The sequence below is a fragment of the Streptomyces sp. Y2F8-2 genome (assembly GCF_014905555.1).
GTDB lineage: Bacteria > Actinomycetota > Actinomycetes > Streptomycetales > Streptomycetaceae > Streptomyces > Streptomyces cynarae.
Genome location: NZ_BNGS01000012.1, coordinates 54909 through 69303 on the forward strand (window position 1 = coordinate 54909; position 14395 = coordinate 69303).

16 protein-coding genes are annotated in these 14395 nt (G+C 69.9%); 15 read left to right on the forward strand and 1 reads right to left on the reverse strand.

Translation table 11 applies throughout. From position 1 onward, the window contains the following. The first annotated feature begins 2 nt into the window (after nucleotides 1-2). Complete coding sequence (locus tag SY2F82_RS32610; RefSeq protein WP_200421922.1) at nucleotides 3-257, forward strand: hypothetical protein; 255 nt, start codon at nucleotides 3-5, stop codon at nucleotides 255-257. On the opposite strand, the gene SY2F82_RS32615 is transcribed toward SY2F82_RS32610, so the two are convergent. After that, a complete protein-coding gene (locus SY2F82_RS32615) occupies nucleotides 254-643 on the reverse strand; it encodes a DUF2267 domain-containing protein (RefSeq protein WP_200421921.1) in 390 nt (129 codons plus the stop codon). The two genes, SY2F82_RS32610 and SY2F82_RS32615, sit on opposite strands and share 4 nt — an antisense overlap. A 350-nt stretch (nucleotides 644-993) precedes the next feature. Between SY2F82_RS32615 and SY2F82_RS32620 the strand changes: the two genes are divergently transcribed. From SY2F82_RS32620 to SY2F82_RS32685, 14 genes are all read left to right on the forward strand, one after another. Next, the gene (locus SY2F82_RS32620; protein ID WP_200421920.1) at nucleotides 994-1443 is read left to right on the forward strand and encodes a DUF1931 family protein; all 450 of its coding nucleotides are present in this window, start codon (nucleotides 994-996) and stop codon (nucleotides 1441-1443) included. Between the two features lie 497 nt (nucleotides 1444-1940). Continuing rightward, nucleotides 1941-2507 carry a type 1 glutamine amidotransferase domain-containing protein gene (locus SY2F82_RS32625; RefSeq protein ID WP_200421919.1) on the forward strand — a complete coding sequence of 189 codons (567 nt, stop codon included), beginning with the start codon at nucleotides 1941-1943 and terminating at the stop codon, nucleotides 2505-2507. Nucleotides 2508-2943: 436 nt separating this feature from the next. Then, the gene (locus SY2F82_RS32630; RefSeq protein ID WP_236041835.1) at nucleotides 2944-3471 is read left to right on the forward strand and encodes a general stress protein; all 528 of its coding nucleotides are present in this window, start codon (nucleotides 2944-2946) and stop codon (nucleotides 3469-3471) included. A gap of 81 nt (nucleotides 3472-3552) precedes the next feature. Beyond that, nucleotides 3553-5457 (forward strand): molecular chaperone DnaK, encoded by a 1905-nt coding sequence (gene dnaK / locus SY2F82_RS32635; protein ID WP_200421918.1) that lies wholly within the window; start codon nucleotides 3553-3555, stop codon nucleotides 5455-5457. A gap of 10 nt (nucleotides 5458-5467) precedes the next feature. Further along, nucleotides 5468-6052, forward strand: a complete 585-nt coding sequence (locus SY2F82_RS32640) for a nucleotide exchange factor GrpE (protein ID WP_200421917.1) — start codon at nucleotides 5468-5470, stop codon at nucleotides 6050-6052. 6 nt (nucleotides 6053-6058) lie between these two features. Beyond that, nucleotides 6059-6997: a DnaJ C-terminal domain-containing protein gene (locus tag SY2F82_RS32645; protein ID WP_200421916.1), complete on the forward strand. Its 939-nt coding sequence runs from the start codon at nucleotides 6059-6061 to the stop codon at nucleotides 6995-6997. Continuing rightward, nucleotides 6994-7368, forward strand: a complete 375-nt coding sequence (locus SY2F82_RS32650) for a chaperone modulator CbpM (protein WP_236041834.1) — start codon at nucleotides 6994-6996, stop codon at nucleotides 7366-7368. Before SY2F82_RS32645 ends, SY2F82_RS32650 begins: the two co-directional genes overlap by 4 nt. Continuing rightward, on the forward strand, nucleotides 7359-9998 hold the full coding sequence (gene clpB, locus SY2F82_RS32655; protein ID WP_200421915.1) for an ATP-dependent chaperone ClpB: 2640 nt from the start codon (nucleotides 7359-7361) through the stop codon (nucleotides 9996-9998). The genes SY2F82_RS32650 and clpB overlap by 10 nt, the downstream gene beginning before the upstream one ends. After that, the gene (trxA, locus tag SY2F82_RS32660; protein ID WP_200421914.1) at nucleotides 9995-10441 is read left to right on the forward strand and encodes a thioredoxin; all 447 of its coding nucleotides are present in this window, start codon (nucleotides 9995-9997) and stop codon (nucleotides 10439-10441) included. Before clpB ends, trxA begins: the two co-directional genes overlap by 4 nt. 5 nt (nucleotides 10442-10446) lie before the next feature. Beyond that, entirely contained in the window at nucleotides 10447-10710 is a 264-nt protein-coding gene (locus SY2F82_RS32665) for a UBP-type zinc finger domain-containing protein (RefSeq protein ID WP_200421913.1), read from the forward strand. Further along, entirely contained in the window at nucleotides 10710-12524 is a 1815-nt protein-coding gene (locus tag SY2F82_RS32670) for an FAD-dependent oxidoreductase (protein WP_200421912.1), read from the forward strand. Before SY2F82_RS32665 ends, SY2F82_RS32670 begins: the two co-directional genes overlap by 1 nt. 48 nt (nucleotides 12525-12572) lie before the next feature. Further along, nucleotides 12573-13073 (forward strand): Hsp20/alpha crystallin family protein, encoded by a 501-nt coding sequence (locus SY2F82_RS32675; RefSeq protein WP_200422146.1) that lies wholly within the window; start codon nucleotides 12573-12575, stop codon nucleotides 13071-13073. A 283-nt stretch (nucleotides 13074-13356) separates the two neighbouring features. Beyond that, entirely contained in the window at nucleotides 13357-13635 is a 279-nt protein-coding gene (locus SY2F82_RS32680; protein WP_236041833.1) for a hypothetical protein, read from the forward strand. 22 nt (nucleotides 13636-13657) lie between these two features. Continuing rightward, nucleotides 13658-14050, forward strand: a complete 393-nt coding sequence (locus SY2F82_RS32685; RefSeq protein ID WP_067043084.1) for a DUF2267 domain-containing protein — start codon at nucleotides 13658-13660, stop codon at nucleotides 14048-14050. The last annotated feature ends 345 nt before the right edge of the window (nucleotides 14051-14395 follow it).

A 14395-nucleotide genomic window follows, 5' to 3' on the forward strand; every position in this document is an offset into this window, starting at 1 on the left:
GGATGACACGCCCGCTCGTCGTCGGAATGGGTGGTTCGCTGCGGTCCCCGTCGACCCGCCTCGCCGCACTGTGTGTGGCGGTCGAGGGGGCGGCCGATGCGGGCGCCGGCACTCTGGTGATCGACCTCAAGCGGCCGGCTCTTGCCCGAGACGCAAAACGTCCGCCCCTCGACCAGTGTGACGGTGGCCGCCGTGAGTACGGCCGGTTCCGTGTCCTCGATGGTGGCGCCGACCTCGTCGGTCATGGCTCCTTCTAGCCCGGGGCGCCGACGAGAGCCTCGAAGTCCCGGGGCAGCTGGGATATTACGTGGCGGAACTCGCCATCACTGACCGCGTCCCTCAGGGTGGTCAGCTCCGCCCGTACGCCCTCGCGGGCCTCGTCCGGGCTCACCCCTGCTCGCCTGCTCACCCGATTGATGAACTCGTCGAGTCCGAAGGGCTCGGCCTCCGGAGTGGGAGAGACCAGCGGTTCCTTCAGCGGCTTGGGCAGTTCGGACGCGAGGTCCTCCGCCTCACCCCTGGTGAGCCGCTCGGCCAGGGTTTCCAGGGTGGCACGGGTGAGGGGCTCCGCCTTCTCCGGGCCACACCCTGCCTGCTCCCGACGGGCGGAAAAACGGCGGGCTCCGTGGACCTCCGAGCACAAGTGCGGACGGCCTCCGCCACGGCAAAGGGGACACCGTCGCCGGTCTGCCGGATGTGCGTCAGGGCGCCGTGCCTGTGGGGCGCGGCCGGCTTTTCCGCCGTCGCGTTTCCGGTCGGCCCGGTCGGCCCGTTCGGCGTCGAGAGCGTTCGAGAGGGACGGCCGTACGGCTGACCGGGGGATGCCTGCGCATTCCATGCTGCTCTGCCAGGGTAGGAGGGGGTGTTCTTTTTCGGCCTCGGGTGCGGAGGCGCTCAGCAGGCGGGCTCTGCGAATCTCGACCGGTAACAGCCGATGGCGGCGCCGGCGGGAGCGAACGACGCCGTCCGGTTCCCGGTGAGGAGGCGAGAGGCATGACCGTGATGGGTGTGTCGAAGTTCGAGAGGTTCTTCCGCGCCGCCGCAGGCCTCGACGTGGACAAGAACGACCTGAAGCGGTACGGCGACTTCGTCGACGCCAAGCTCTACGACCTCCTGGTCGTCGGCCAGGCGTCGGCCAAGGCCAACGGCCGGGATACCGTCGAACCGTGGGACCTACCGATCACCAAGGGCCTCCAGGAGAGCATCCACCGGTTCCGGCGGCTCGACGAGGAGGTCGAGCTGAAGCCGATCGTGGAACAGCTCGCCGCGCACCCTCCCCTCGACAGGACACCCACCCACGAGACCGAAGAGCGCTACCCCGAGATCATCGGCGGTCTCAGCGTCGCCCTCGCCGAGACGTTCAAAATCATGTACCCGGATGTCAAGAACCCGCAGACCAGCCACTGGGACAGCGTGACCGCGGTGTTCGACCGGCTGCTGTAGCGGTCGCGCCCCGGTGCATGTCACCGATCTGAACTGACATGCCGGGCGGGGGCCGGAAGGAGACGGGAGCCTTTGTCGAGGCCGGGGTCGCGCCGCAGATGCTCGAGGATTCGCGATTGCCCTCTCAGCGCGGCTGGTCTCCTGGGCCGGGAAAATCACGCCTGATTTCTCCCACGCAACGGCCTCGGATTCGGAATGCCGTTTCGGGCAGGCAGATGAGGGATTGCGCGCCGAGAGGGTGAAGGAAGTCCTCGATGCGCGTGTCGATGAACAAGGCAGCAGACGGATACCAGCACCTCGACGCCCGCGACGACGGCTGGACCGAAGTCGTCCTCCACCCGGACGGCAGCTCCGGCTGGTCGCGCGCGCATACACGCTCGGGGCACCCTCGGCCGCGCCTTGCAGTCCCCGGTCCGGGAAAGGGATCCGGACGGGCCCTGCCGGGTGTCCCTGCCACTCGTGTCGTACAACCAGCGACTCGTGAAGGGAGCCGCATCATGACACAGGAACTGCGGGGGATGCGGGTGGGGATTCTGGCCGCCGACGGCGTCGAGCGCGTGGAACTCGACCAGCCGCGCGGTGCGCTGCAGGGCGCAGGGGCGAAGACCGAGATCGTCTCGCTCCATCCCGGCGAGATCCAGGCCCGCCAGTTCGACCTCAACGCGGCGGGAACCTTCCCTGTGGACCGCCTGGTCGCCGACGCCTCCGTCGACGACTACCACGCCCTGCTCCTGCCCGGCGGCACCATGAACCCCGACCAGCTGCGCATGGACCGCGACGCGGTGCAGTTCGTCAGGGACTTCATGGCCAGCGGGAAACCGGTCGCATCGATCTGCCACGGCCCGTGGACCCTGGCGGAGGCCGACGCCGTGCGCGGTCGCCGCCTGACGTCCTGGCCCAGCATCCGCACCGACCTGCGCAACGCCGGCGCGGAGGTCGTCGCCGACCAGGAGGTGGTCGTCGACGGGCAGCTGGTCACCAGCCGCGGCCCGGCCGACCTGCCTGCCTTCTGCGCCGCCGTCGTGGAGCAGTTCGCCCGGGCGCACCACCCCATGCCCGGCTGAACCCAACGGCCTGGCCGCGGAGAGAGCAGGCGGTGCACGGTGGAGGTGGGCCCGCTCTCCACCCCACCGGCCGGTCAGCCGTGGCGGTCGCCTCCGTACGGCCGCCGGCCCGTAGCGTCGCGCAGCCGCGTCGAATGTCGCCACGGGATCAGGATCGCCGCGGTGCGCCGTACCAGCCTGGAGTGGAGGAAGGGGTCGGTCCTGCGTCCCGGGTGGGAACCAGGACTCGGAACATCCGTGAACCCCGCTACCTCACGCCGGGCCGAACCGTGAGGTACCCCGCCGCGAACCCGAATCGTCGTCCCGCCTCCTGTCCTCGCAGACCGACCGCCGGTGCCACTTTTGGACCCGCTGGGCGCAGGCGGGGTGACCGGGCGAACAGCCACTCTGGGACCTGTCGGGACCGCTCGGCGGTCCGTCGGCGGAAGGAGTGGCCATGACCGAGCAGGCCCGCAGGGCCGTTGCCTCGTACTCGACGTACCAGGAAGCCGAACATGCCGTCGATCACCTCGCCGACCAGGGCTTTCCCGTTGAGAAGGTGGCGATCATCGGTCGGGACATGCGCCTGGTCGAACAAGTGATCGGTCGAATGGGGTACGGCGAGGCCGCCCTCCACGGCGCAGCCACCGGAGCGCTGCCCGGCGTACTCGTCGGCTGGATCTTCGGGCTGCTGAACTGGCTGAATCCGGTCGTCTCCGGTCTGCTCCTCGCCCTGTACGGGCTGATCTTCGGAGCGGTCGTCGGTGCGCTGCTCGGCGTGCTGTTGCACGCGGCCCAGGGCGGCCGCAGGAACTTCGCCTCGGTCCGCTCGATGGAGCCCAGCCGGTACGACGTCGTGGTGGACGAGGACGTCGCCGATGAGGCCGTCCGGCTGGTCGCCGGGCTGGACAGCAGGGCCGGCGCGAACACGGGGAGTGCCTCCTCCAGGGGCGGCCGCCCGCGCAGCGGCCCCGCCCCCAGCTGAACGAGTTTCGAAGCCGGGCGGACAGGGCCCGGAGGATGAACGGTCGCCGACGGACGTCGACCGCCGCGGAAGGAGTTCCTCATGGCCAAGGCAGTGGGCATCGACCTGGGCACCACCAACTCGGTGATCGCGGTGTGGGAGGGCGGCGAGCCGTCCGTCGTGCCCAACAGCGAGGGCAACCGCACGACACCGTCCGTCGTGGCCTTCACCGACACCGGCGAGCGCCTGGTGGGCCAGCTGGCCCGCCGCCAGGCGATCCTCAATCCCAAGGGCACCATCTACTCGGCCAAGCGGTTCATCGGCCGGCACTTCGACGAGATCCCCGACGAGGCCAAGGCCGTCGCCTACGACGTCGTCCCGGGAGAGAACGGCGAGGCCCGCTTCAAGGTGCGTGACAAGCTGTACGCGCCTGAGGAGATCAGTGCCCTGGTGCTGCGCAAACTCGCCGACGACGCCTCCAAGCAGCTGGGGGAACGGGTCACGGAGGCGGTCATCACGGTGCCCGCCTACTTCAACGACGCCCAGCGCACCGCGACCCGTGATGCCGGACGGATCGCGGGACTGGAAGTGCTGCGGATCATCAACGAGCCGACTGCGGCCGCCCTCGCGTACGGCATGGACAAGAAGCAGCACGAGACCGTTCTCGTCTTCGACCTGGGCGGCGGCACCTTCGACGTGAGCATCCTCGATGTCGGCGACGGCGTGGTCGAGGTGCGTTCCACGGCGGGTGACAGCCATCTGGGCGGCGACGACTTCGACCGGCGTCTGGTCGACTACCTCGCGGACGACTTCCAGAAGGAGAACGGCATCGACCTGCGCAAGGACCCGCAGGCGCTGCAACGCCTGTTCGAGGCGGCCGAGAAGGCCAAGACCGAGCTCAGCTCCGTCACCCAGACCCAGGTCAGCCTGCCGTTCATCACCGCCGACGCCTCCGGGCCCAAGCATCTCACCGACTCGATCATGCGGTCCACGTTCGAGCAGATCACCGGCGACCTGGTGGAGCGCTGCCTCGGTCCGGTCCAGCAGGCCATGGCCGACGCCAAGGTCAGCGAGAGCGACATCGACGAGGTCATCCTCGTCGGCGGTTCCACCCGCATCCCCGCCGTCCAGGCCCTGGTGCGTCGACTGACCGGCGGCAAGGACCCCAACATGAGCGTCAACCCCGATGAGGTCGTGGCCCTGGGTGCCGCGATCCAGGCCGGGGTGCTCAAGGGCGAGGTCAAGGACGTCCTGCTGCTCGACGTCACCCCCCTGTCCCTGGGCGTGGAGACGCGCGGCGGAGTGATGACGAAGATCATCGAGCGGAACACCACCATCCCGGTGCGCCGCAGCGAGACCTTCTCCACCGCCGAGGACAACCAGCCGGCCGTCGACATCGTCGTCCTCCAGGGCGAGCGCGAGCGGGCCGCCGACAACCGGGTCCTCGGCCGGTTCCAGCTCACCGACATCCGGCCGGCGCCGCGGGGCGAACCGCAGATCGAGGTCACCTTCGACATCGACGCCAACGGCATCCTCAACGTCAGCGCGCGCGACAAGGACACCGGCAAGGAACAGGGCATCACCATCAGCGAGAGCTCCAACCTGGACCGGAGCGAGGTCGAACGCATGGTCCAGGAAGCCGAAAGCAACCGGGGCCAGGACCAGGCACTCCGCGAGGCCGTCGACGCCCGCAACGAACTCGACGCGATCGCCTACCAGGTCGAAAAGCGCCTGAACGAACTGGCCGACGCCGCGCCCGCGCACGAAAAGGCGCGCGCCGAGATGCTGGTGGCCGAGGCCCGCGACGCGGTCAAGAACGAGGCCGGAGTGGACAAGGTCAGGCCGCTGATCTCCGAACTCCAGCAGGTCTACGCCGGGCTCGCCGCCCACCAGGCCGAAGCCGCGGCGGCGAGTGGTCCGTCGGACACCACCGGGCCGGACGGCGCCGGGCAGGGCGGTGCCGGCGCCGACGAAGACGTGATCGACGCCGAGTTCGACAAGGGCTGAGGTGCCGGCCATGCCGATTTCTCCCCAGGACCGATCGTCCGACCTACCGCCCGAAGGCGCCGGACAACCGCCGCAGGGCCACCTGCCCGAGCCCGCGCCGCCGACCACGCAGGCCGAACCGGGGCCCGACGCGGCCACCGGTCCGGCCGGGGTCGAGGACGAGTACGCGGCCGCGCTGAAAGAGGTCGAGGACCGCTGGCGGCGTGCTCTCGCCGATCTGGACAACCTGCGCAAGCGACACGCCAGGGAACTGGACCGGGAGCGCGCGCTCGAACGCGCCCGCACGGCCGCGGCCTTCCTTCCCGTCGTCGACAACCTCGAACTGGCCCTGAACCACGCGGGCTCCGACCCCGGGGCGATCGTCGAGGGGGTTCGCGCCGTGCGCGACCAGGCCGTGTCCATCCTCGAACGCCTTGGTTACGAGCGTCACGCCGAGACCGGCGTCCCGTTCGACCCCTCCCGGCACGAGGTCGTCGGCGTGGTCCAGGACCCCGACGCCGAACCGAACACCGTGGCGCAGGTGCTGCGCCCCGGCTACGGCGAGGCCGAGCGGCAGCTGAGGCCGGCCGCCGTGACCGTCGCCAAGCGGGAGTGAGCGGCCATGGCACGCGACTTCTACGAGGTTCTCGGGGTCCCGCGAGACGCCGACAAGGACGAGATCCAGCGGGCGTATCGCAAGCTGGCCCGCAAGTACCACCCGGACGTCAACAAGGACCCCGCGGCGGAGGAGCGGTTCAAGGAGATCAACGAGGCCTTCAGTGTCCTGTCCGACCCCGACCAGCGGGCCCGTTACGACCGTTTCGGCGAGGACTTCCGGAAGGTCCCCGAGGACTGGGAGGAGCGGGTCGGTGCCGGCGCGGGACCCGGCGGCGGCTTCCGCTGGTCCACCGGGGACGGCCCCCGGGTCCGGTACGCCACCAGCGGCTTCGGCGCGGAGGGCGTCGACGTCGACGACCTGTTCGGCTCGTTCTTCGGGGGCGCCGGACGGGTGCGTGTCCCCGGAGCCGACCAGGAGGCCGAACTGCCGCTCACCGTCGAGGAGGCCTACCGCGGAGGTCATCGCACCGTCACGCTCGCCGGTCCCACCGGGCAGCCGCGGCGGTACGAGGTCGACGTGCCACCGGGTGTCACCGACGGGCAGCGTATCCGGCTGGCGGGCGAGGGCGGCCGGGGCAACGGTGACGCCCCCGCGGGGGACCTGTACCTGCGGGTGCGGATCCAGCCGCACCCCCAGTTCCGCCTCGACGGCCGGGACGTGTACGTGCAGCTTCCGGTCACACCCTGGGAGGCCGCGCTGGGCGCGACGGTTCCGGTGCCCACGCCGAGCGGGGCGACGGCGAAGGTCAGCGTGCCCGCGGGCTCGTCCAGCGGCCGGCGGCTGCGGCTGCGCGGTGAGGGCATGCCGAACCCGCACGGCACGAACGGCAATCTCTACGCCGAGCTCCGGATCATGGTGCCGTCCAGGCTCAGCGACCGGGAGCGCGCACTCTTCGAGGAGCTCGCCGCCGTCTCCTCGTTCGACCCCAGGAGGACACGATGAGTGACCCACGCGCCGGGGCGCGCCCGGCGTCTCGGCTGACAACTCCCGCGCCGGCACGCGTCCGGTACGCGATCGTGCCGGTGCCCAGGCTCTCCCTGCAGACCGTGGCCCGCCGCTCCGGGGTCCATCCCGACCTCATCCGCCGGTTCGTCGCTCTGGGCCTGGTCGAGGCCGAGCGCGACGCCTCCGGAGGGCTGGTGTTCGAACCCACGGCACCGGCCGCCCTTGCCCGCGTCCAGCGGCTGCGCACCGGGCTGTGCCTCAACTACGCATCCATCGGCCTGGTGCTCGACCTGCTGGACCGCATCAGCATGCTCGAAGCCGCCCTGCGCCGCGCCGGTACGAGGAGTGAAACACCCCCATGGACATGAACCGTCTCACGCAGAAGTCCCAGGAAGCACTCCAGGAGGCCCAGAGCGCGGCCGTCGGCATGGGGCAGACCGAGGTCGACGGGGAACACCTGCTGCTCGCGCTTCTCGATCAGGAGGACGGTCTGATCCCACGGTTGCTGCAACAGGCCGGCACCGAGCCGAAGGAGCTGCGCGCGGCCGTGCGCGAGGAACTCTCCCGCCGCCCGAAGGTCACCGGTCCCGGCGCGGCACCCGGCCAGGTCTTCGTCACTCAGCGCCTGTCCCGCCTGCTCGATGCCGCCGAGCGGGAGGCCAAACGCCTCAAGGACGAGTACGTGTCCGTGGAGCACCTCCTGCTCGCCCTGGCCGAGGAGGGCTCGGCGACCGCCGCCGGACGCCTGCTCAAGGAGCACGGCGTGACCCGGGATTCGTTCCTGAGCGCGCTCACCCAGGTCCGCGGCAACCAGCGCGTCACCTCCGCCAACCCCGAAGTGGCCTATGAGGCTCTGGAGAAGTACGGCCGCGACCTCGTCCTCGAGGCTCGGTCCGGGCGGCTGGACCCGGTCATCGGCCGTGACGCGGAGATCCGCCGCGTCACCCAGATCCTCAGCCGCAAGACCAAGAACAACCCCGTCCTCATCGGCGATCCCGGCGTCGGCAAGACCGCCATCGTCGAGGGCCTGGCCCAGCGCATCGTTCGCGGTGACGTCCCCGAGGGCCTGCGCGACAAGACGGTGTTCGCTCTCGACATGGGCTCCCTGGTCGCCGGCGCCAAGTACCGCGGCGAGTTCGAGGAACGACTCAAGGCCGTCCTGTCCGAGGTGAAGGCCGCCCAGGGACGCATCCTGCTCTTCGTCGACGAACTCCACACCGTCGTGGGCGCGGGCGCCGCCGAAGGGGCCATGGACGCGGGCAACATGCTCAAGCCGATGCTCGCCCGCGGCGAACTCCACATGATCGGCGCCACCACCCTCGACGAGTACCGCAAGCACATCGAGAAGGACGCCGCCCTCGAACGCCGCTTCCAGCAGGTGCTGGTCGACGAGCCGAGCGTGGAGGACACCATCTCCATCCTGCGCGGACTGCGCGAACGCCTCGAGGTCTTCCACGGCGTGAAGATCCAGGACACCGCACTGGTCTCCGCGGCCACCCTCAGTCACCGCTACATCACCGACCGGTTCCTGCCCGACAAGGCCATCGACCTCGTCGACGAGGCGTGCGCCCGGCTGCGTACCGAGATCGACTCGATGCCCGCCGAACTCGACGAGATCACCCGCCGCGTCACCCGCCTGGAGATCGAGGAGGCGGCCCTGTCGAAGGAGACCGACGCCGCCAGCAAAGCTCGCCTGGAGGAACTGCGCAAGGAACTGGCCGACCTGCGCGGCGAGGCCGACGCCAAACGTGCTCAGTGGGAGGCCGAACGGCAGGCCATCCGCCGCGTGCAGGAGCTACGCCAGGAACTGGAGCAGGTCCGCCACGAGGCGGAGGAGGCCGAACGCGCCTACGACCTCAACCGCGCCGCCGAACTCCGCTACGGCCGCCTCCAGGACCTGGAGCGCCGGCTGAAGGCCGAGGAGGAGCAGCTGGCCACCAAACAAGGGCAGAACCGGCTGCTGCGCGAGGTTGTCACCGAGGAGGAGATCGCCGAGATCGTCGCCGCCTGGACCGGCATCCCCGTCGCCCGTCTCCAGGAGGGCGAACGCGAGAAGCTGCTGCGCCTCGACGAGATCCTGCGCGAGCGCGTCATCGGCCAGGACGAGGCCGTCAAACTCGTCGCCGACGCCATCATCCGCGCCCGCTCCGGCATCCGCGACCCGCGCCGCCCCATCGGCTCGTTCATCTTCCTCGGCCCCACCGGCGTCGGGAAGACCGAGCTGGCCAAGACCCTCGCGGCGGCCCTGTTCGACTCCGAGGAGAACATGGTCCGTCTCGACATGAGTGAGTACCAGGAGCGGCACACCGTCAGCCGGCTCATGGGCGCACCACCTGGATACGTCGGCTACGAGGAAGGCGGCCAGCTCACCGAGGCCGTACGCCGCAAGCCGTACTCCGTTGTGCTGTTCGACGAGATCGAGAAGGCGCACACCGATGTCTTCAACACCCTGCTGCAGATCCTCGACGACGGCCGCATCACCGATGCTCAGGGCCGCACCGTCGACTTCCGTAACACCGTGATCATCATGACGTCGAACATCGGCTCCGAGCACCTCCTCGACGGCGCCACCGCCGAGGGTGAGATCAAGCCGGACGCCCGCGCCCTGGTGATGGGCGAGCTGCGCGGGCACTTCCGCCCGGAGTTCCTCAACCGCGTCGACGACATCGTGCTGTTCAAACCGCTCGGTGAGCGGCAGATCGAGCGGATCGTGGAGCTGCAGTTCGACGAGCTGCGCCGCCGGCTCGCCGAACGCCGCATCACTGTCGAACTCACCGAGGCGGCCCGGGAGTTGATCGCCCACCAGGGCTACGACCCGGTGTACGGGGCCCGGCCGCTGCGCCGCTACATCTCCCACGAGGTCGAGACGATGGTCGGGCGCGCCCTGCTGCGCGGTGACGTCCAGGACGGCGCGACGGTCCGCGTCGACGCCGAACATGGAGAGCTGGTAGTCACCTACGACCAGCCCGAGGACGTGAAGGGAGCGCGGGCGGCATGAGCACGATGCAGGCGACGACCGTCAGTTGTCCCCACTGCGGGCGGACCAACCGGGTGCCCGTGGCCGCGGAGGGCCGCCCCAAGTGCGGCCACTGCAAGCAGCCCCTGCCGTGGATGGTGGACGCGGGCGACGACGACTTCACCGAGGTCGCCGAGCGGGCCGACGTCCCCGTCGTGGTCGACCTGTGGGCCACCTGGTGCGGCCCCTGCCGCATGGTCAGTCCGGCGCTGGAGAAGGTGGCCACCGACCTCGCCGGCCGCATCAAACTCGTCAAGGTCGACGTCGACAAGAACCCGCGACTGTCGCAGCGTTTCGGGGTCCAGGCCGTACCGACACTGCTGATCCTCGACCGGGGCGAGACGGTCGCCCGGCAGGCGGGGGCGGCGCCCGCCCCCGCTCTGCGCCGGTGGGTGGAACAGTCGATCACCGCCCGGAAAGGGTGATCCGGATGACCCTGCATGCAGACCCCCACCTCGCGCTCGTCCGGCCGGTCAAGCCGCTGACCCCAGAAGGGTGTCAGGAGTGTCTGATGCTCGGCTCCCCGTGGGTCCACCTGAGGCTCTGCCTGACCTGCGGGCACGTCGGCTGCTGTGACTCCTCGCCGAACAAGCACGCGCGCAGGCACGCAGCTGCCGACGCCCATCCGATCGTGCAGTCGTTCCAGCCCGACGAGGATTGGCGCTGGTGCTACGTTCACGAGGCGTTCGTCTGATGTCCGGCCGCCAGTCGCTGCCGGGCGAAGAACCGGTGCCGGAGAAGGCGGACGAGGCCGCCTTCTGGGAGACCCCGGACATCTACGGCGCGTATCCGCGCCTCACGGAGGACCAGATAGCACGTCTGGCGGAGCACGGGCAACGCCGGAGCATGGCTCCGAACGACGTGCTGATCCGGGAGGGGGAGCGCTGCGAGACGTTCTTCGTCGTCCTCAGCGGTTCCGTCGCCGTCGTCGAGGACTACGGCACTCCCGAGGAGCACGTGCTGCGCGTGCACGGCCCCGGTCGCTTCATCGGCGAACTCGGCCTGCTGTACGGACAAGTGGCCTTCTACACCGCTGTCGCCAGGGAGCCGGGCGAGGTCCTTGTCGTCTCCTTGGACCAGTTGCGCCACCTGGTGTCCCAGGACTCCACCATCGGGGACATCGTGCTGCGCGCCTGTCTGGGCCGTCGCGCGCTGCTCGTCGGACAGGGCGCCGGCTTCCGCATCATCGGCTCGCGCTACTCGCCCGACACCAGACGGCTGCGCGAGTTCGCCGTCCGCAACCGGCTGCCGCACCGCTGGATCGACCTGGAGACCGACGAGGAGGCCGAGGAGCTGCTGCGCCGCTTCGGCGTCAGCCCGGAGGAGACACCGCTCGTCATCTGGCGGGACACCACCCTGTTGCGCAACCCCAGCAACGCGGAACTGGCCCGGCTCATCGGCCTGCCGTCACTACCCGCCGGAAACCGCCACGGCGACGTCCTCATCGTGGGCTCCGGACCCGCCGGCCTCGCTGCCGCGGTGTACGCCGCCTCCGAGGGCCTGAGCACCACGGTGGTGGAGGCGATGGCCACCGGCGGCCAGGCCGGCACGTCGTCCCGCATCGAGAATCTGCTCGGCTTCCCATCCGGCATCTCCGGCGCCGAACTCACCGAACGCGCCGTGCTCCAGGCCGACAAGTTCGGCGCCAGGATCAGCCTTCCGCTGGAGGCGACCGGTCTCCATCCCAAGGACGACGACCACTACGTGGTGGCGTTCGCCGACGGCAGCGAGATCGCCGCCCGCGCCGTCGTCCTGGCCATGGGTGCCCGCTACCGCCGGCTCCAGGTGCCCGGCATCGAACGCCTGGAGGGAACGAGCGTGCACTACTCGGCGACCGTCTACGAGGCCCAGCAGTGCCGCACCGACCCGGTGGCCGTCGTCGGCGGAGGCAACTCGGCGGGCCAGGCGGTGCTGTTCCTCGCCGGATACGCACCGAAGGTGCACCTGCTGGTCCGAGGAGCCGGCCTTGAGGCCAACATGTCCCGCTACCTGGTCGACCAGGTCGAGCGCCATCCGCGGGTGGAGGTCATGCTGCACACCGAGGTCACCGAGGTCATCGGCCAGGAAGCGCTGGAGGAGCTCGACGTGGTCGACAACCGCACGGGCGGGCACCGCCGGCTCGCGGTACGGAGCCTGTTCGTCTTCACCGGCGCCGACCCTCACACCGAGTGGCTCGCCGGCATCATCGCCCTCGACTCCCGCGGCTTCGTCCTCACCGGGCCGGAGGCTCAGGAAGCCTGCGCCTCCCCCGAGGTGTGGCACGGCCGCGGGCGCTCGTGCATGACCCTGGAGGCCAGCCTGCCCGGGGTCTTCGCGGTCGGGGACGTCCGCAGCGGCTCGGTGAAGCGGGTGGCCTCCGCGGCCGGTGAGGGCGCGATGGCCATCCACTTCGTGCACCGGCACCTGGGGCACTCGGCCGTACCCGGCACCACCGGCACGTCAGCTGTCGCGGGCCACTCGGACGTCTCCCCACGCATACGTCACAAGGAGTCCGCATGGCTCGCATGACGCATGGCGGACGACGAGATCACGAGAAGGAAGAAGGAGGCGATGGCGATGGCCATGCCCGTCCGGCGCCACCGCGGTGGCGGCCTGCAGGAACGGCCCGTCTGGGCACCCACCCCTCTCAACCCCCTGGTCGAGTTCGACGAACTGCTCAACCAGATGAGCGGCCTGCTGGAGTCGACGGTGGGCGCGGCACCCGCGGTTGCGTGGACGCCACTCGCGGACGTGTCGGAGTCCGAGGACGCGTTCCACATAGAGATCGAACTCCCCGGTGTGAAGAGCAAGGACATTGACGTAGAGGCCAACGGTCCCGAACTCGTGGTCACCGGAGAGATCAAGGAGCGGGAACGCAAGGGTGTCCTGCGCCGCAGCACCCGCCGCGTCGGAGCCTTCGAGTACCGTTTGCGGCTGCCCGGAGAACTGGACACCCACAAGATCAAGGCTGAGATGCAGGACGGAGTGCTCAGCATCACCGTCCCCAAGGCCGACGTCGCAAAGCCGCGACACGTCGAGATCACCGAGAGGAGTGAAAGTACCGAGAGCAGCGGCTGAGACGCGAGCGCCGCGGTTCCGGGCACCCATCCGGCACTGCGGCCGGGTCGGCGCCCCTCACGGCGGCGGAGACGCGCTACGCGACTCCCCACCGTTGGTGGTTTTTCCTGCTGGTCTCGCTGACGTTCTTCGTGGCGTACGCGGGAGCGAACCAGGTCCGCCTGACGGTGAGCGAGGTCCTGAAATCGCCGACCGCACCGCCCGCCGCCGGGAGTAGGAGCGCGCCGGAGCCCGCCGTTACCGCCCGGGCACCGGACCGGGCAGCACCCTGTATTCGCCGAGGATGGCCGGCACCGCGGGCACGGCAAGTCGTACGTCCGCCACGGCCGGACAACGCCTCGACGACGAGATCGAACAGATGACCCACGCGCTCCAAGAAGCCGGCCCGACGAGCGGCGACCGACTCGAACAGGCGGTGGGCGGCCGTTCCTGGGGCTCCGGGCGTTTGCGCCGTGCCCTGCGTGAGTCTCGGGCCAAGGGCGTTGCGAACGGCAGCTACGCGCCGGCGGACGGACCCGGCCGCCCCGACGGCGCACCGGGCGCCCCCCATGACCAGCGGTGACCAAGGCAGAAGGAAGTCAACTATGAAATACGATGGGTTCCTCGCCCGTGTGCGCGAGCGAGGCGAATACAACGACCAGGACGAAGCCGCGGACGTCACCAACGCCGTGCTCGAAGTGCTGGCCCAACGGATCAGCCCGGGAGAGGTCAAGGACCTCGCATCCCAGCTGCCCGGCCCGCTGGGACAAGTCCTGGACCATGCCGCGCCGCAGCAGGCGCGAAGCTTCGGGATCGAAGAGTTCTACCGCCGGGTCGCCGAGCGCACCCATGCCCGACCTCGTACGGCGCAGTGGGACGCCAGCGCGGTCCTGACCACCGTCGCCGACGCTGTCACCGGCGGAGAGCTGAATCAGATCATCAGCCAGCTCCCCTCCAGTTACGCGGTCCTGTTCGGCAAGGCCGACCTCGCGGACTGAGCCCGTGAGGGGCGTTGGCTGCTGAGCGTGATGATCGTCTGACAGTTCTATGGGATGGATTTTCGTGGTTCTCCAGCTCGCATTCCGTCGGTTCCCCTTTCTGTGACAGCAGCGCCTGGGAAGGTACGACGGACAGGTGCCAACCACGTCCAACTTATGCGTTCGAAGGGCCGGCTGCCGGCACAGGACCGCCGGTCGCTGAGCAGTGCCAGCATCGGCCGGTCCACCGAGCACGCCTGCGACGGCGGGCAGCGCAGGCGCTGTCGTTGTCCCGCGGACAGCCGACCCAGCAGTCCGGCCCGATGGCTGGCTCCTCCAATGCGGCGACAACCTGGACCAGGGCAT